Origin of the sequence: Cytobacillus purgationiresistens (assembly GCF_030813235.1) — a bacterium.
In the GTDB taxonomy this organism is placed as follows: Bacteria; Bacillota; Bacilli; order Bacillales; family Cytobacillaceae; genus Cytobacillus; species Cytobacillus purgationiresistens.
This window is the reverse complement of record NZ_JAUSUB010000031.1, coordinates 43,743-62,133: the sequence shown is the minus strand read 5'-3', so window position 1 is coordinate 62,133 and position 18,391 is coordinate 43,743. Positions and strand designations below refer to the sequence as shown.

Below are 18,391 nucleotides of genomic sequence, written 5' to 3'. Positions count from 1 at the left end.
GGCGTTCTCTTTTAGTCATGTAGATTCTCCTTGAAAGTATTATATGTAGTCTACTTGACCTTAAAAATTCTGTCTAACTAAGTGTAGCCTATCCACCAATTCAACAATCTATCTATGGTGGATTACCTAAAGTACAGGGAGCATTAAACCATTTACTAACTGTACCTACTTTAGATACAACCATGGCTAATGGCGTAAACACATCTAAAAATTCTGGGATTGTAAACCAATTTAATATCAGTCAATTGGTTGTACGTGAAGAAGCCGATATTAAATTAATATCTCAACAATTATATCAACAACAAAAACGAGTTTTACGTGCATCGGGGGTGAATACTTAATTATGAGTTTTGGATTTTCATATGGAGGTAAACATAGCTCTGAGTTTGGTATTTTAATTACTAATATTGAAAGACCAGTTCTTCCTAATATTCAATCAAAAACTGTATCTTTACCAACTAAACATGGTATACATTATGTCGGTTCACAGTTTGATTTTTTAGAAATTAACTTTGAAATTCTGTTAAGTGAACATTCAATGAAAAGGTTACAAGAAACTCGTAGGAATATAGCTGCATGGCTTAATCCTGCAAAAGGTGCTTTACAATTAATCATTGATGACGAGACTGATAAATACTATGTTGCTGTATTATCTGGGGAGAGTAGTCTAGAACAAATACTCACACACGGCAGGGGAGAAATTTCATTTTTAATTCCTGACCCATATGCATATGCAGTATTAGATGATGTATATTCCTATACTCAAAAAGGGGAGTATACATTTATCCGTAAAGGTACAGCAGAATCATATCCTTTTATAAGTGTCAAAGGGAATAGTAGTGAACAAGGTACATTAAACCTGCATTTAAATTCTAGTGAAATTAAATATAAAGGTGAATTACTTCAAACACAAGAATTGATAATCGACTATGGCCTTAAAACGGCATATATAAAGGAAAATGGTGTAACAATAAAAAGCGCTATAAATCAACTTGTAAATTTGGATTTTCCATTTAGTATCCCTGGAAATAATAGTTTTAAGATTACGACTACAGAAAACTTTAAATTAAATGGGTTATCAATCTATTGCAAGAGTAGATGGATTTAGGAGGTAAAAATGATTACACCTTATAGAGATATAAAAAGTACTGATATTTTAGCAGCACATATTTCTGGACTACAGCATTCCATTAATAAGATTGAATCAATTATTGATATGAAAACACAAACAGTTGCAGGTCATAAGCTTACTGCTGTAAGTGATCAACCTGACTCTTCATATCACTTTAGAATATATGAAGGGACTATTAGAAACTGGCTAGACACTCCATCACCAAGAGTTTATAGAAATAACTCAGAAGTTGCAAGTTCAGAATATACTCTTCAACCTGCTTATGGAGTTTTAGTATTTCATGAAGCACAGTCACCCTTAGATGTAATTACTGTTGATATAAACTATATTGGAAATACCAGTTTTTTAGACGAAAAACTATTAGGAATAAGTCCATATCTCCATAGCCCCGGAGCATGGAGGACAAATTCTATTAGCGCTACCAGTATTACGCCTAATATTTTTATTGCAGAAAATTTAATGGATGCTTTTCCATTTCCAGTTTCAGAACCTACTACTTTTGATGCAATCGCTATTAAAGTTGACGGAGGTGCAACTAATACGAAAGCAAGATTAGGAATCTATAAGGATAATGGTAATTGTTATCCTGGTAAACTTATACTAGATGCTGGTGAAGTTGATACTGCTACTACTGGTGTAAAAAGCATTCCTATTTCTTTAAATTTAGATAAAGGCCTATATTGGCTAACGAGAAACTCAAATGGAGGCCCTAGTATTTCAGGGATTTCCAATAATAATGCAATTAACTTAGGGATTGATGGTAGTTTAACAGGACACCATTCCGGCGCTTATAGGATTACTCAATCGTATAGTACTTTTCCAGACCAGTTTAGTGCCGGTGCAGACCTTTTATTTAGAACATCTTACGCTACCCACTGTCAATGGTGTATACAAAAGTACGGTGAAAGGGATGACACTTTACACTTTTGCTGGAAATTGGGGCCAACTTTTGTTTCTCTTTTTTATAGGAATTGTCCTTTTTTTAGGACCAATCCTAAATTCCGCAAATACAGAAATTATGGTGGGGTATACTCTTGCTATCTTATACATGATGACACCATTAATCACGATTCTCAATATCATGCCTAACTTTGGTAAAGCTAACATTGCATTAAATAAAATAGAAAGCTTAGGCCTAACAGTGGATGATAACATATTGTCAGAAGAAGGAAATAAGCATCCTAAATTTCATACTCTAGAATTTAAGAAACTAGAGCATCAATATTACAGAGAAAAAGAAGATTTAAACTTTACTCTTCAAATAGATAGCTTAACTTTTGTACCAGGAGAGCTTGTTTTCTTAATAGGAGGAAATGGGAGTGGGAAAACCACCATCGCGAAAATGTTAACCGGTCTATATTATCCAGAATCAGGTTCTATCTTATTAGACGGCATAGAAATAAAAGAACAGAATTTAGACTCCTATAGACAATTATTCTCTGTTGTTTTTAGTGATTTTTATCTATTTGAAAATATGTTAGGAATCGAAAGCTCTAAAAGTGAAGAAGCACAATATTATCTAGAACTTCTACAACTCAACCATAAGGTACAAATAAATAACGGCCAACTTTCGACAACTAAGCTATCACAAGGACAAAGAAAAAGACTCGCTCTACTTACAGCTTATCTTGAAGATAGACCCTTCTATGTATTTGATGAGTGGGCAGCAGATCAAGATCCTATTTTTAAGGAAGTCTTTTATACTCATCTTTTACCGGATATGCAAAAAGAGGGGAAAACCATTCTTGTCATTACGCACGATGATCAATATTTTCATCTAGCTGAAAGAATCATAAAAGTAGATTACGGAAAAATTGTAAGTGATAGTAGTACTGTAAACAAGCAACATCTAGAATTTGTCCCTGAATACTAAGTTAATAGACACTTCATTTAAAGGAGGTGAAAAAAATGACACAGGAATTATTATATAAGGTTGTGTTCAATCATGAAGAGCAATATTCCATATGGCCTGCACATAAAAAAACACCTTCAGGATGGACAGAGGAAGGAACTGTAGGAGAAAAGGAGACATGCCTTCAGCAAATTGAAAAAGTTTGGACCGATATGAGACCACTTAGTTTGCGACAGGCAATGTCCCCTTCTAAATAATTTAATTTCTAAAGGTAAAGGGGGCAATAATCATGTTTAAGGGCCAAAAAATCATCGTCACAGGCGGTTCTAGAGGCATAGGGAGAGCTACTGTAGAGGCCTTAGCTAAAGAAGGGGCTGAGGTAGCATTCACATATCATAACAATCATGCTGCTGCAGAAGAAGTCTATCAATCTACAAATGGTTATAAAGGAAGTGTTCAAGGCTTTCAATCAAATGCTAAATCATTAATTGAAACAAAGGCAGCCGTAACGCAAATGAAAAAGCATTTAAATGGATTGGATGCATTGGTGATTAATGCAGGTATTGTACGTGATGCTCCTCTTATTATGATGAATGAGGAGGATTGGGATAATGTCATATCAACCAATCTTGGCGGTACTTTTAATTATGCCAAGTCTGTTATTTTTGAAATGATGAAACAAAAAAAAGGAAGAATCATATGTATCACTTCAGTAAGTGGGATAAAAGGAATTCCTGGACAAACCAACTATGCAGCTTCCAAGGCTGCTCAGATAGGCTTTGTTAGGTCCTTATCCAAAGAAACCGCTAGATATAATATCTTGGTTAATGCAATTGCACCCGGCTTCATAGAAACTGACATGTGGCACAATATTGATCCAGAAAAACAGAAAGAAGTGCTAAAAGAAGTACCTTTAAGGAGGCCTGGTACCCTAGATGAAATTTCAGGCACTGTGAAATTCTTATTATCTCCTGCAGCAAGTTATATGACTGGCACTGTTTTAGTCATGGATGGTGGTATCAGCTCTTAACAATAAGTTATTAAAATTTGAACGGAGGATATTATAAATGGAAAACTTAAAAGAAGAATTAAGAAATATTATTGCTGAAGTGATTGAGGAAGAGGATTTTGCAGATAACGATGACTTTGTCATGAATTTAGGTGTAGATAGCATGATGGCTTTAGAAATCATTGCTCAAATTGAACAAAACTACAATTTAACAGTTGATGAAGAATATATCACTAGAATTCGTTCTTTAAATGAAGTTTACGATCTTGTCATTGAATTGAAGGACTTAAAAGTAGAGGATCAACCAGCTAATGTCTAAAAGAGTAGTAATTACCGGTATTGGTGTCATTAGTCCAATTGGTATTACAAAAGAACTATTCTGGGATAATCTCTGTACCGGAACAATTGGTACTAAGGAGGATATTAAAGCATTTAACACTGATAAATTCGATACTCATATCGGTGGGGAAGTAAAAGATTTTGATCCATCTCCTTACTTTGAATATCTTAATCCTAATGACTATGGGAGAACTACTCAACTAGCTGTAGCAGCAACAAAAATGGCTATTAAGGACGCCCAGATTGATACTACAGTTCTTTCGGAGGAGACATCGGTATGCATAGGTACTACTATGGGAAACAATTCAGTCATTGAAAACTATCATGATTTAAATAATGCAAATCAGATGGTAAAACCTGAATTTATCTCCCACTACCCAGCTAACCATATAGCTGCTGCAATATCTGAGGAATTAGGTAGTATGGGAACAACTATGGTTATTCCAACTGCTTGTGCCGCAGGCAATTATGCAATTGGGTTTGCTAGCGATTTAATAAAAGATGGAAAAGCTACGATAGCCATTGCAGGTGGTGCAGATGCCATGTCTCGAGTTATCTATACTACCTTCCATCGCCTAGGGGCTCTATCAGATGATGCATCTAAACCTTTTGATAAAAACCGAAACGGTATCAATGTTAGCGAAGGTGCAGGAATTTTGATTCTTGAAGACTACGAATACGCAATAAATAGAGGGGCTCGTATTTATGCTGAGCTTAAAGGCTACGGTTTGGCATGTGATGCTCACCATCCTACTGCCCCTCACCCTGAAGGAGAAGGAGCAATCCAAGCTGCATTAGAAGCATTAAAAGAATCTGGATTATCAAAAGAAGACATCTCCTATATAAATGCTCACGGAACAGGAACTAGAGCTAATGATCATACAGAGTCAATTGCAATTAAGTACTTATTCGGAGAACGAGCGGATACTATTCCAGTTAGTTCAATTAAATCGATGCTAGGGCATACTATGGGTGCTGCTAGTGCAATAGAAGCTGCTTGTTGTTCTCTAGCAATTTATCATTCAGTTATTCCTCCAACCATGAACCATGAAGTGGAAGATCCAGAGTGTGTTAAAAACGTTGTACCTAATAAAAGTTTAGCCACCAAAGTTAATTATGCACTTAGTAACTCTTTTGCATTTGGAGGAAATGTAGCCAGTATTATTTTGGGGAGGTACACCCATGCTTAATAAAGAGGAAATTGTTATATCAGGGTTGGGGGTTATTACCCCATTTGCAAGTACCGTTGATCACTTCTGGAAAACACTGATTAGTAATTTGGATACAAAAAAACAGTTAAAAGACTTCAGTAACCAAAAAGTTTGGAAAATTGGTGATGAATGGAAACCAGAAGAGCTAATGGGTAAAAAAGGCATCCGTTATATGGTGCCTAGCTCTAAATATATTATGGGAGCATCAATCTTAGCTCTTAAAAATTCAAATCTTTTCGAAAATAAACCGGAAGCTAATGAAATAGGAGTAGTTGTTGGTTGTAACTTTACTGGAATGGAATCAGCAATAGATTATGATTTAACAACCCTAAATAAAGGACCCAAATTTGTAAGCCCTATGCAAGCACCAAATGCGTTAGCTAATTCACCTGCATCACAATTAGGTATTAGATTTGGTGCAAAAGGAAGTAATACAACCATTACTACAGGGGAAAATGCAGGGCTAGATAGTATTGGTTTTGCTCTAAATTTACTATTAAAAAATCGAGCCAATTATGTTATCTCAGGGGGTGTTGATCATATCGATCCATCAACAATGTGGTTATTCAAAAAGTCTGGTTTAATTCCATCAGAATATAGTAGTGAACAAGGAAACATCTATTCAAATGATTCAAAAGGAATTATTACAGCAGAAGGTGCTGGCGTAGCTGTTCTAGAGAAACGATGGACTGCAGAAAGTAGAGGTGTGGATATTTATGCAGTTGTTGAAGGATGGGATAGTAGATATGCCCCTTCCAGGAAACCAAATAGTCGTAAATACACCCTTCAGAAAAGCATATCAGCGCTACTTCAAAATAATCAATTAACTAATGATGATATAGATTTAATCATTTCTGGAGCAAATGGGATGCCAGAAACTGATTTACAAGAACAAGAGGCATTATCCGAGCTTTTACCTGAGGTACCCATATTCCCGATCAAAGAATTAATTGGTGAAGCTTTCGGTGCCAATGGATTATTACAGTTAGTGGCTGCATCAGGTATTTTGGTTAATCAAACATTACCTTCAAATACAGTCAAGAATGATCAAAAACAGATGGTTACACCCGCTGGACTGGTAGCTAAGCAAAATTCTACACTAAATAGAATTCTACTAACTTCTCAAAATCAATCAGGTGAAATCAGTACGGTGATGATTAGAAGTAATTAAAGGAGAATAAATGAAACAAATAATATCTTATGACAAGGTTAGAGAATTACTACCACAGGAATATCCATTTATCTTTATCGATTTCGTCACTGACTTCAATCAGAGTCAAAGTATTATCTGCATAAAAAACTTAACTGGAAATGAATCATTCTTTCAGGGTCATTTTCCACAGAATGCTATTTTCCCAGGAGTGCTCATACTCGAGTCAATGGCACAGTCTGCAATATTACTAAACAAGTTAAGTTCTCCGGAGAAATCACAAGATAAAAAATACATGCTTGCTGGTACTAAGGTAAGGTTCCTACAAACAGCCATTCCAGGGGACCAATTAAAAATTGAAACCGAAATGATTAAAGAAACATCTGGCGGAGGCATTGTTAAGTCTTCTGTATGGGTTGCGGATAAAATGATTGCAAAAGCAGATTTAACCTTTGCAATTAGTTCACAGGAAAAAATAAACGTTAAAAAGGAGACATTTCATGACTTTTGCTAAGATCTTAACAGAACTTCCGGGTCCTAATTCAGTAAAAATATTAGAGAAAAAAGATTCTGTTGCTCGTGCCTTCGGGACTTTTGTGCCATCTATTGTTGATTACGCTAAAGGTGCACGAGTTTGGGATATGGATGGAAATGTATTTATCGATTTAGCAGGTGGTGTTGGTTGTTTAAATGTAGGTCATAGCCACCCTAAAGTTGTAAAAACCATTCAAAGAGAAGTTGAGCGATTTACGCACACAGATTTTACAGTCATCCCTTATGAATCATATATCGAACTAGCAGATAGACTGTGTAAAATGATGCCTGGTAATGACTTACAAAGGGCCGCCTTTTTTAATTCAGGTACAGAAGCCGTTGAAAATGCAATTAAAATAGCACGAAAAGCCACAGGAAAAAGAGGAATTATTTGTTTTGATGGTGCTTTTCATGGTCGAACCATGTTATCACTCTCTCTCACTAGTAAAGTTAATCCTTATAAGGAAAAAATGGGTCCATTCTTTAACGACATTTATCGTGTACCATACCCAAATCCATATCGGTGGAATGGAACAACTGATCCTGAACAAGTCTCTCAAGAGGCTATCAATAGTTTAATGAACCTATTTATAACTCAAATTCCACCAAGTGAAGTGGCTGCACTTATCGTAGAACCAATTCAAGGAGAGGCTGGCTTCATCACTCCACCTAAGAGCTATTTACAAGCACTACAAAAAATATGTAATGAAGTTGGAATTATTTTCATTGCCGATGAAGTACAAACGGGTTATGGACGGACAGGAGAATTCCTAGGTTCAGATTATTTTCAAATTGAGCCAGACATCATTACTCTCGGAAAATCCATCGCAGGAGGATTGCCACTCTCAGCAGTAATTGGGAAAAAACATATTATGGACAGTGCTGGTGATGGGGCAGTTGGTGGAACATTTGTAGGTAATCCAATCTCTTGTGCAGCAGGGTTAGCAGTATTAGATATTTATGAAGAAGAAAAACTAGGGGATAAAGCAAGAGTAATAGGAAATCAGATTAAAAATAAGATTAATGATTTAAAAGAAAAGACACCATTAATTGGAGATATTAGAGGTGCAGGTGCAATGATTGCTTTTGAACTTATTAGAGACCACGAAACACTTGAACCTGCCGATGAGGAAACACTTGAAATCATTCAGAAATGCTTGCAAAAGGGAGTTATTCTCTTTAAGGCTGGCCTTTATAACAACGTAATTCGTTTCCTGGTTCCATTGGTAATATCTACAGAAGAATTAGCTGAAGCACTTAATATAATAGAAGAAAGTGTAATAGAAATAACGGAAAAGTATCAATCAGACAAGCTAATTGGAGCGGAGAGATAACTTATGAATGAATGTATGAACTTTATAGGAGGGAAATGGATAATCGGCAAAGGGGAGGTTAATTTTACTAATCAGAACCCAGCGACGTTTGAAGATTTCTCATCAGGACAGACGGCTTCACATGAGGACGTACTTGAGGCTATTGGTTGTGCACAGGAAGCTTTCATCAAGTGGAAACAAATTCCTGCACCCAAAAGAGGCGAGATTTTATTTAGGATTGGAGATGTTCTTAAGAATAGGAAAAGTACTCTTGCAAAAATAATTACAAATGAAATTGGAAAAACAAATTTAGAAGCCGAAGGAGAAGTTCAAGAAGCCATAGACATGGCTTATTATATGGGCGGTGAAGGAAGAAGGATGTTTGGTCAGACAATTCCTTCGGAACTACCTAATAAATGGGCAATGTCTGTACGAGAGCCTGTTGGGGTTGTGGGGGCTATCAGTGCCTTTAACTTTCCAGTCGCTGTTCCATCATGGAAGATACTACCCGCGATTATACTCGGGAATACAGTAGTTTGGAAACCATCATTAGAAACAAGCGCAATAGCGAATGAATTCATAAGTTGTTTTGAAGAAGCGGGACTTCCATCAGGCGTAGTTAACCTCATAATTGGTGAAAAGGATGTTGGAGAGGCCTTAGTTGATGATCCACGAGTCGCACATATTTCCTTTACAGGTTCAACAGAAAGCGGAAGAAAAGTTTATACACATGCTGCCTCTCTATTAAAGAGAGTATCACTAGAACTTGGTGGAAAAAATGCAGTCATAGTCCTAAAAGATGCAAACTTAGATTTAGCTGTTGAAGGTGTAGTTTGGGCTGCGTTTGGTACAAGTGGGCAACGTTGTACATCTGCTAGTAGAGTTATCGTAGAATCAGCCATATATGATGAATTTATCAACCGGCTAATTGATAAAACTGCAGAACTTGTTGTAGGTAATGGTAGTCAAGATGACGTCAATGTTGGACCACTTTTAAATGAAGCATCCGTTCTTAAGATGGAAAAGTTTATAAAAATAGCAAAAGAATCACGGATCCCTATTTTGTATGGTGGGAAACGCTATGAGGATAGAATAGGTCATTTTTTTAAGCCTACGATACTTGGCCCGGTAAGCCCGGGTGATCAGTTAGCAAACGAAGAGATTTTTGGCCCTATTCTATGTGTAATAAAAGCGGAAGATCTTAATCATGCCTTACATATAAACAATTCAAGCCGATATGGGCTGTCTACAGCTCTTTTTACTGGAAATGTAAATCATTCATTTAAAGGGATAAAAGAGATAGATACAGGAATTGTTTATGTTAATCATGGTACTACTGGAGCTGAAATTCAATTACCTTTTGGAGGAACAAAAGATACTGGAAATGGCCTAAGAGAAGCTGGTCAAGCAGCACTAGATGCTTTTAGTGAATGGAAGAGCATCTATATTGATTATAGCAACCAGCTTCAAAAGGCTCAAATTGATACAGATAGATTATCATCAATGATTTAAATAACATAGGGTAAGGGGGAAATCCCCCTTGCTGTTCTTTATGAAATTCTATATTTCTTACTAAATAACTTTAAAGTCAAACCACTTAATCCAAAAGCGATTAGAACGTTGATTAATATAACTAACAGATTCCACCATAAGTAGTTTGATACTTTAAATAGATGAAATGCAAATCCATAGTCTGGTGCCAATACAGGGGTAAAGAGAAGAACACTAGAAAACTGAAAGAGAAAATAATAAACACCACTTAAAATCAAGAAGAGGAGGGTACCTTTAATGGGTAATTCTTTTTTATATGCTTGATGGTTTGAATTATTCATTTTGAGTGATTTTTGATCTTCCTTAGCAATGGCTGTATCCATAAAGTGAAGTGCAAAGTCTTCTGGTGATCCTAAATCATCGCGAAAATCCTCATTTTGAATCCGGGCTTCATTAATATGTTCAATGAGTTGAACCTTTGCATCTTCTCTATATGAGGGACTTACGCCACTCGTTTTTAAAATATCTAAAATTTGACTTACGTATTGTTTCTCATAAGCAGTTAATTCAGATTTCATCTTACTACACTTCCTCCTTAAGATTATTAGCATTCTTTGTAAGTAATGAGTGAATATCCTGCTGTATTTCATGCCATTCTTTAATTTCTTGTTTAAGGAATTCAATTCCTTTGTCGTTTAATTCATAGTAAATTCTTGGTCTCTCGTCTTCACCGAATTCTTTAGAAACATTCACTAATTCTTTTTCCTTAATTCGAGTGAGAATTGGATAAATACTGCCTACTCCTTTCAATTTAATATTGAATTTTTCCAGTTCTTTCATAATCTCATAACCATAACTCCGCTTCTTATACAAGATGCTCAGTACACAAATTTCTAAGCTGCCTTTAACAATCGTTATTCTATCCATGTTTACATTATAACCTCAACTATATACTTTAGTCAAATATATATTTTTTTGAAAAATATAATTGTATTAAGTAACTAAATAATGTAAACTGTTTACATAATCTTCAAACTAACTATGGAAGAAGGGAATTTATGGGTTGGCTAAAGTTACTGTTAGAAAGAAAATTAATTGTTGGACTTGCATTTTTAATGCTTATCGTTGGAAGTCTATTCTTCTTTGATAAACTGGAAAACCAGTTTTATCCTGAAGTAAATTACGATACAGCTACAATCTCAGCACATGCTGATAATATGCCTGCGTTAGATGTAGAAGAGAAAATAACCTTTCCTATTGAAGAGAAAATATCTGGACTCGAAGGGATAACTTCATATGAATCCGTTTCATCTGAAGGGTTAAGCTCTATCAAAGTAAGCTTCAAAGAAGGTGATGGGGATGAGGCATATGAACAATTAAAAGACGCAATGAGCGATATTCAAAATCAAATACCAGTTACAGAGTTAGAGACACTTCGAAGTACAACTGCACAACTTTATGAGATGTTTATGGATATGCATTCAGGCGATCTAAGTGTAATGACCAACTTTACAGAGAGTGTACTAAAACCAAGGTTGGAATCCTTATCAGAGGTACAAAGAGTACGTATTATCGGACAAAATGAACAGCAAGTACAAATACAACTGAGTTACGAACTATTGAACAAACACAATTTAGAGTTTGAGGATATTGAAAAAATACTGCAACAAGAAAATTCAAATGTATCTTTAGGGAATTCTGATAATAATTCAGAATTACCAACACTTCGTTGGGATACTCGTTTAGATTCACTTAAACAAATTGAAGATATCCTAATCCCATCTGATGAAGGGGTCATATCTTTAGGAAATATTGCTGATATTTCATTAATTGAAAGTCGAAATAATCAAGAATTATGGCGTGATGGTGATAATAATTATGTTTGGGTCTCGATAGGAAGGACCAATGATGTTACTCAAAGTGAAATGACTAATGCTGTTAGGGATGAAATTGAAAAAATAAAAAATGAAGGCCACCTTGACGGCTTTATCTTAGAAGAAACCATTGTACAGTCTGATTTTGTAAAAGACTCTATTGGTAGTCTTCAAGGGAATGTGATTATTGGGGCTGTTTTAGTAATTATTGTTTTATTAGCAGTTCTTAGAAACTTTATGGCAACAGCAATTATTGGTGTAACAATACCAATAACAGTCCTTCTAACTTTCTTGCTAATGGGATTATTTGATGTAAGCATTAACTTAATTAGTATTTTAGCTCTTGGAATAGCACTTGGAATGATTGTCGATTCATCTATAGTAATCCTGGAATCCATTTATAAAAAGAAAGAGTCTGGCCTTGATCCGAGAACTGCCACGATCCAGGGTACAAAAGAAGTTTTTACACCTGTTCTAGCTTCTACACTAACTACAATTACAGTCTTTTTGCCAATAGGATTAATTAGTGGTCAGGTGGGGGAGTTTGCTAAGGTTTTATCATTAGTTATTGTTTTTAGTCAAGTAATCTCAATAATTATTTCCTTTACATTTATTCCTGTTCTTTCTGAAAAGATGCTAAGGGTAAAGAGGAAAGAAGCTATTTCAAAACCTAATAAGATAATGACTAAATACAATCAATATATTGACTGGATAAGTAAAAATACAAAAAGAAAAATAGGTGTGGTATTTTTATTTTTACTCATAGCTGCCAGTTCACTTCTCCTTACTTTTGCTGTACCATTAACATTAATACCTGATTTTTATAACAGACAGGCAGAATTTTATGTTGGACTTGAACAAAATACAACTCCAGAAGATCGAGAGAATGTAGCTCAAGGAATATCAGAACACCTCTCAAGCACTCCAGATGTTGAAGGATATAATGTACGTACATTAGACCGTAATCGTATGTATGTTTATGTAAAAATGACCCCAGAAGATCAAGCAACTATGTCCCAAGATGAAATTAACGAATTGATTTACAAAAAATTAAGAGAAATGTCTGATGATTATCCAGTAACTGCTTCAGGATCCGTTACTTACCCAATACAAATTTCAATAAGAGGGCAAGAAATGGAAAAAATACAAGCAGTAACAGATGACCTGGTCAGTGAACTCTCACAAATAGATGGAATTCAAGGACTTACAAGTACAATAAATAATAGTAATGAAGAAAAATTAGTTTCAATTAATAAATCTAGCCTTATAAGAGATGACTTAACTCCCTCCAATATTAAAAATACACTTGACCTCTTATCAACAAACAGGGAAGTTGGATCGGTCAATACGGATGAAGGAATCATACCAATGAACCTTTCTTTTAATACAGATTTGCATGATGAAGGTTCCTTAAATGAAATAATGGTAAGCACGGAAGATGGGGAAAGGCCGCTTAGCTTATATGTAAATTACGAAAATGGTTTTTCTCCATTAGAAATAAATCACCATAATGGAGAGAGGACAATTCAAATTGTTGGAGATATACAAGGCCGTGATTTAGGCACAGTAAGCAGTCAAGTGTTTGATGTAATTAATGATTACTCAATCGATCCAGGATATTCTATTGAGGTTGGAGGGGAAATTCAACAGCAACAAGATGCATCAAATGAAATGTATCTAGTTCTAGTCTTAGCCCTGCTGTTTGTTTTTGGGATAATGGCAATACAATTTAACAGTTTAATTCACCCTTTAGTAATAATGTTTATTATTCCTTTAACATTAACTGGTGTGTTAATTGGATTGTTCAGTACTCAAACAGAACTAAACTTACTTTCCGCTATGGGAATGTTAATATTAATTGGTATAGTCACTAACAACGGTATATTATTAATTGATCGAATTAAACAATTAAGGCTTGAAAACATACCAAGATATGATGCAATTAAGCAGGCATCAAAAGAAAGAATTCGACCAATTCTCATAACATTTATCACAACAGTATTTGGTGCAATACCGTTAGCTATTACTTCTGGTCATGCAGGACAATATCAAAAGCCAATGGCTATAGCTTTAATATTTGGACTTTCTTACTCTGTATTTATCACGCTAATGTGCCTGCCAGTAGTGTATTCTTTATTAGAAGATTTTTCAAATAAAGTCAAAAATATATTTAAAAAGAAAAAAAACCACTCATCAAAGGATGAGACTTCATCGCTATAAATTTGATAGGCCCTATAGGTAGAAGTATAGGGTCATCCTTTAATATTTATAATAAAGGAAGATACTTTCAATATTCAGTTAGTTTTAATTGTCTCCTAAATAATACTGCTATAGACTAATAGTGGAACAGGAGGGATATAATTGGAAGATGAATGGTTAAAATTAGTTAAAGATATCAAAGACCAACATTCACCCGAAGAAGTAAGAAGAATTCTGTATGTCTATCACTCACTTAACATATTGGATGAAAAATCTAAGGAAGTTTTTTTAAAGCACCCCACTAAAACTTTTTAGACCCATAAAGTAATAAACATACAAAATAAAAGGATCAGAAGGACATGCCTTCAGATCCTTTTATTCCTTTAATATAACAAAATCATAGAGGTAAAGCTGTTTATTGAATGTACGTAATTTGGGTAGGTTTTTAATTTTATCCGCACGATTCTTTTTCTCTGTAACCAAATCATATTGTTCAATTAATCCCGCCTGCTCTTCATGATTAAGTGTGACCAAATATAACGTATCATTTTTTTGATATATTTCTAAACTATCCCCAATAAGTGCTTCTTTTGATAAAGAGAAAGCCAGCTCAGATTCATAAGTGTCTGTATCAATCTTAAACACTTGACCAAACCCATCAATAAAGTAAACAAATTGATTATACAAAAAAGCACATCTTTTAAAACTAAATGGTGTCTGCTGATATAAAATCGAATTATCATTGTCATATTTTGTTATCGGAATACTTTTATATTCTTTAGTTGTTTTATTTATTTTGACCATATTTGTATTGGCACCAGCTTGAACAATAAAGAATATGTTTTCATCGTCTACTAATAATTGACCGAAGGTAGTAGATTCCGCTTCTTTTTCGACCGAACTAAAAAGTTTTGGTTTAGTCTTCGCTCCAATTTTAGTCTCATAAATATCATATGAATTTTCATCTTCAGATGTAGACTGCAAAAATAAAATATTACCTTGTGTTCCCGAAGCTTCTATAAAATGTGGAATCACACTTTTATTAAAATCATTACCTTCCTCCCAATACAAATCAGATCGATAATCACCCGTTTCCTTATCGTAACCAGAGTTGAAAATAGCGTAAAATCCTTCATTGTGCTCTACATACCCGACACTATCTCCAGTATGCTGATATCCATCTCTTTTTACTTTTTTTAAACCTTCCCCAACCAAATAAAAACGCTCTTTATCTTCTAATAATACTCTATATCCATCTACTCCAATATTTCCCAACTCAAGCCCACCCATCTCAAATGATGACGATAAACCTTTATTATTCACAAATACTGCATAACTTTTCCCGCCCCCATCGATATCTTGATCAGCAGTAGTTGAAAAATAAAGAATTGCATCCTTGTCTTCTAAAAAGTCCTTTTGATTTATAACCTCTTCAGAGACAATATTTTCTGGGATTCTAAAGAATAAAAAAGAAGTTAATGCGACTAGTAAGATACCAACGAAAGTAATTATAACCATTATCCATTTTTTCTTTTTCATATTACCTTCCTTATTCTAGAATATTTTGAAACGAAAAAGAAATGCACCAGAATGATAACACCATTCAGAAGTGCACTCCTTTAGTCATTTTATCGTTGCAACCGTAGTGGTATATGATGAAGAAGTAATGTCTCTAGGATAAACACCTAACCCACCATTTCCGTCTATATCAATATTTGCTTTAAGTGTAAAAGCTGACCACAGGAGTTTAGAGCAGTTTTTATCACCATTATGCCCAGTTGATCGATTAGTTGCGAAGTTAAATGAATATGATGACCCTACCTGAGACACCGCCCAGTCTGCTGCATTATTCTTTTGATTAGTTGTAACGTTTATTTTTTGGATAATACTATTTTGTTCTACATTTCTAGCATTATATTTAATCTGCCTTGTTCCATCCCCAGGAACAGCTTCTACAATCTTATCAGATGACGAATACATACCAACATGACCATGGTTATAGAAAGCGGTGTAAGAGTCTGTATAATAAATATTGCCTTTAGTGCTTAGCGGTAATTTATAAGTACCTGATGAACCACCATAAATTGAATATCCATCCTTTACTTCATTACCATTTTCTTTTGCTACTCGGTCTCCGTCTTTTTTATCCTTTATTATTTCTTGGTGGATAGTAGCTAGTACATCTGAGACTTCTAAATTATTCTCTTCTGCATAACTTTCCACAGATAACAAGATTTCTTTCTTTGTTGTTCCCGGTTGCAACTCGACAATTTCATCTAAATACTTATTGTTTAATCCTGTATCTGCTGATACCGCAGATGAAAAAGAAAATAGCCCCCCAATCATGATTGCTGAAATTAGAATCTTTCTCTTAAACACAACCAATCATCTCCTCATTCATTATAAATTTAGATAAATTTAGAATTTATTTACCTATAACAAATTTTACCTAATTTATCTTATGTTGGGTATTGAAAAAATAAGTAAAAATGGGTACTGTACCTCGTGACTTTCAATTATGTTTTATCAATATCGAGGAAATTAACTAATACAAAAGCACTGTAAATTAGTTAAATCAGCCATAGTAACTTTAAAAAAAGAAAGAGGATACACACTGTGATTCTTAATAAGTGGTTACGGAACATTCATCAACCAAATCTAAAATGGATATGATGAAAACCTATAAATCCAGTCGACTAAATAAACCAAGCTACTATTTAAAAATTCAAATAGCATGTGAGACTTCCCTAGATCTATATAAGATATTTTTACGTTTTTCAATTAATTTAATATTCATACTCAAAACAATCATTTGCTTCTATTTGAAAAATATATCACCTTAAGAATAGTACTATTTTAGAAGCAAAGATTTGAGCTTTAATGACAGTAGAAGCATTATTTAGATTAACAAGGTCTACATAATCTTAACTCGATCTGCAACTCTTGCAACCAATAATTTCTTAATAGGAAGGAGGGGGCTTCCAAAAAAGTTATATTAATATCTTTATCTTTATGATTGAGACTTTTCGCATTGGAACCAAAAATAGTAGTATTTGTCAGATCGTAAGACATTTATCAAATTATCATAGAGTGGATAGAATGAGAGGGGAGAATTGAAGAAATCATATAGCAACTTAAACGTTTGAAACAGCTATCCTGCTCAATTGAATCATCTTACTTTTTTAGTTTCCCTTGAATAACGGGAAGTTACGGATCGCGGAGATGAGTTTAAAAATAAACATGATGGCTGCTTAAAAACGTATAATATTATTTTTAAGCGAAGGTACGCCCATATGACAATACAATAGCTGATGCGACGTTCAAAGAATAAATTTTATTTAAAACATAAATTCAAATCCCATCTCAAAATTACAAGTATTCTCTTTGTTTTGAGACAACTATTTTAATGAATAAATAACTTCCGATAATAAACATTATGTAAACTAGAAATTATATAAGCAATAATTAAGTTGAATTAACAATGCCCTATTTAACTCCTCGAAAAAAATAATGCTACTAGGCCTAAGCTAGCAGCATTATCTTATATTACATTCATTCTAAATAATATTTATAATATCTAAAAGGATTTATCATTACTAATAGTATGATAAAATGGAGCATCTGTATATTTTTTGAAAATGATTAGTTCGTTAGTAGTCATCTATTCTATTCCCCCGCCGAACACCTGTAAAATTATAGACATTTTTCCTGCTATTTTACCATATAAAAACAAGCTCTGCGTGCCAATATTTTTCAATTATCTAACATTGTATGACTATGAAGATTAAAACTTCTTTACAAGGTGGCATGCTTGTCCTTTGTCACATACATTTATATTGATAACACTCTTAAGTGTCTATTTTGAAAAATAAAATAATAAATTAGGAGTGGTAACAATAAACATATATCAATTGCTAGAAGATGTCGTTCGTTTTCTAGTGTTTCATTTGATTCGTAATCTACCACGTGTATATTTTCACTAGGATCGTTGGTTTTAACTAGTTCATAAATTTGTGATTTAATATTTCGCATTACCTTCATACTATATTTTCGCTTATTTTTAGAAGGTGCTTTGTATACATTTTCATATCTATCTGTTTTCACTCTTGTAATCGGTATTGTTAGTTTATTAATACTCATCGATGAGGATTCAAATGCTTCTACTTGGTCATTTGCTCTTTCAATAAAAATTAGCCTATCTCTAAGTTTATCAGCAACCATGCAGTTATTGACTATAATATTTGGTGTATACTTTTATCTGATAATGAGTATCCAATAAAGATTATT

Annotated in this window: 18 protein-coding genes; 13 read left to right on the top strand and 5 right to left on the bottom strand. The window is 34.1% G+C overall.

Features of this window, described 5'->3' with window-relative positions:
• Window positions 1-182 precede the first annotated feature (182 nt).
• From J2S17_RS23640 to J2S17_RS23590, 11 genes are all read left to right on the top strand, one after another.
• Window positions 183-341 (top strand): hypothetical protein, encoded by a 159-nt coding sequence (locus J2S17_RS23640; RefSeq protein WP_307478536.1) that lies wholly within the window; start codon window positions 183-185, stop codon window positions 339-341.
• A 2-nt stretch (window positions 342-343) separates the two neighbouring features.
• Complete coding sequence (locus tag J2S17_RS23635; RefSeq protein ID WP_307478535.1) at window positions 344-1,108, top strand: distal tail protein Dit; 765 nt, start codon at window positions 344-346, stop codon at window positions 1,106-1,108.
• A gap of 934 nt (window positions 1,109-2,042) precedes the next feature.
• Window positions 2,043-3,005 (top strand): cyclic peptide export ABC transporter, encoded by a 963-nt coding sequence (locus J2S17_RS23630; protein ID WP_307478534.1) that lies wholly within the window; start codon window positions 2,043-2,045, stop codon window positions 3,003-3,005.
• 35 nt (window positions 3,006-3,040) lie between these two features.
• Window positions 3,041-3,241 carry an MbtH family protein gene (locus J2S17_RS23625; RefSeq protein WP_307478533.1) on the top strand — a complete coding sequence of 67 codons (201 nt, stop codon included), beginning with the start codon at window positions 3,041-3,043 and terminating at the stop codon, window positions 3,239-3,241.
• Window positions 3,242-3,273: 32 nt separating this feature from the next.
• On the top strand, window positions 3,274-4,014 hold the full coding sequence (gene fabG, locus J2S17_RS23620) for a 3-oxoacyl-ACP reductase FabG (RefSeq protein WP_307478532.1): 741 nt from the start codon (window positions 3,274-3,276) through the stop codon (window positions 4,012-4,014).
• Window positions 4,015-4,051: 37 nt separating this feature from the next.
• Window positions 4,052-4,312 carry an acyl carrier protein gene (locus tag J2S17_RS23615; RefSeq protein WP_307478530.1) on the top strand — a complete coding sequence of 87 codons (261 nt, stop codon included), beginning with the start codon at window positions 4,052-4,054 and terminating at the stop codon, window positions 4,310-4,312.
• Window positions 4,305-5,522, top strand: a complete 1,218-nt coding sequence (locus J2S17_RS23610; RefSeq protein WP_307478529.1) for a beta-ketoacyl-[acyl-carrier-protein] synthase family protein — start codon at window positions 4,305-4,307, stop codon at window positions 5,520-5,522. The genes J2S17_RS23615 and J2S17_RS23610 overlap by 8 nt, the downstream gene beginning before the upstream one ends.
• Window positions 5,515-6,714 (top strand): beta-ketoacyl-[acyl-carrier-protein] synthase family protein, encoded by a 1,200-nt coding sequence (locus J2S17_RS23605; RefSeq protein ID WP_307478528.1) that lies wholly within the window; start codon window positions 5,515-5,517, stop codon window positions 6,712-6,714. The genes J2S17_RS23610 and J2S17_RS23605 overlap by 8 nt, the downstream gene beginning before the upstream one ends.
• 10 nt (window positions 6,715-6,724) lie before the next feature.
• Complete coding sequence (gene fabZ, locus J2S17_RS23600) at window positions 6,725-7,207, top strand: 3-hydroxyacyl-ACP dehydratase FabZ (protein ID WP_307478526.1); 483 nt, start codon at window positions 6,725-6,727, stop codon at window positions 7,205-7,207.
• Complete coding sequence (gene gabT / locus J2S17_RS23595) at window positions 7,194-8,561, top strand: 4-aminobutyrate--2-oxoglutarate transaminase (protein WP_307478524.1); 1,368 nt, start codon at window positions 7,194-7,196, stop codon at window positions 8,559-8,561. Before fabZ ends, gabT begins: the two co-directional genes overlap by 14 nt.
• Before the next feature lie 3 nt (window positions 8,562-8,564).
• Window positions 8,565-10,052: an aldehyde dehydrogenase family protein gene (locus J2S17_RS23590; RefSeq protein WP_307478522.1), complete on the top strand. Its 1,488-nt coding sequence runs from the start codon at window positions 8,565-8,567 to the stop codon at window positions 10,050-10,052.
• A 38-nt stretch (window positions 10,053-10,090) separates the two neighbouring features.
• On the opposite strand, the gene J2S17_RS23585 is transcribed toward J2S17_RS23590, so the two are convergent.
• Both J2S17_RS23585 and J2S17_RS23580 read right to left on the bottom strand, forming a co-directional pair.
• Window positions 10,091-10,609 carry a hypothetical protein gene (locus tag J2S17_RS23585; RefSeq protein ID WP_307478520.1) on the bottom strand — a complete coding sequence of 173 codons (519 nt, stop codon included), beginning with the start codon at window positions 10,607-10,609 and terminating at the stop codon, window positions 10,091-10,093.
• Window positions 10,610-10,613: 4 nt separating this feature from the next.
• Window positions 10,614-10,958, bottom strand: a complete 345-nt coding sequence (locus J2S17_RS23580; RefSeq protein WP_307478518.1) for a PadR family transcriptional regulator — start codon at window positions 10,956-10,958, stop codon at window positions 10,614-10,616.
• Window positions 10,959-11,089: 131 nt separating this feature from the next.
• Here J2S17_RS23580 and J2S17_RS23575 point away from each other — a divergent pair, with 131 nt between their 5' ends.
• Window positions 11,090-14,125: an efflux RND transporter permease subunit gene (locus J2S17_RS23575; RefSeq protein ID WP_307478517.1), complete on the top strand. Its 3,036-nt coding sequence runs from the start codon at window positions 11,090-11,092 to the stop codon at window positions 14,123-14,125.
• A 141-nt stretch (window positions 14,126-14,266) separates the two neighbouring features.
• Window positions 14,267-14,419, top strand: coding sequence for a hypothetical protein (locus J2S17_RS23570; RefSeq protein WP_307478516.1), 153 nt, complete (start codon window positions 14,267-14,269; stop codon window positions 14,417-14,419).
• A gap of 60 nt (window positions 14,420-14,479) precedes the next feature.
• Here the strand turns inward: J2S17_RS23570 and J2S17_RS23565 are convergent, their stop codons facing one another.
• The 3 genes from J2S17_RS23565 to J2S17_RS23555 form a co-directional block, all read right to left on the bottom strand.
• Window positions 14,480-15,643 (bottom strand): YycP family beta-propeller protein, encoded by a 1,164-nt coding sequence (locus tag J2S17_RS23565; RefSeq protein WP_307478515.1) that lies wholly within the window; start codon window positions 15,641-15,643, stop codon window positions 14,480-14,482.
• 84 nt (window positions 15,644-15,727) lie between these two features.
• Entirely contained in the window at window positions 15,728-16,450 is a 723-nt protein-coding gene (locus J2S17_RS23560) for a hypothetical protein (protein WP_307478541.1), read from the bottom strand.
• Window positions 16,451-17,935: 1,485 nt separating this feature from the next.
• A complete protein-coding gene (locus J2S17_RS23555; RefSeq protein WP_307478514.1) occupies window positions 17,936-18,325 on the bottom strand; it encodes a hypothetical protein in 390 nt (129 codons plus the stop codon).
• Between the last annotated feature and the right edge of the window lie 66 nt (window positions 18,326-18,391).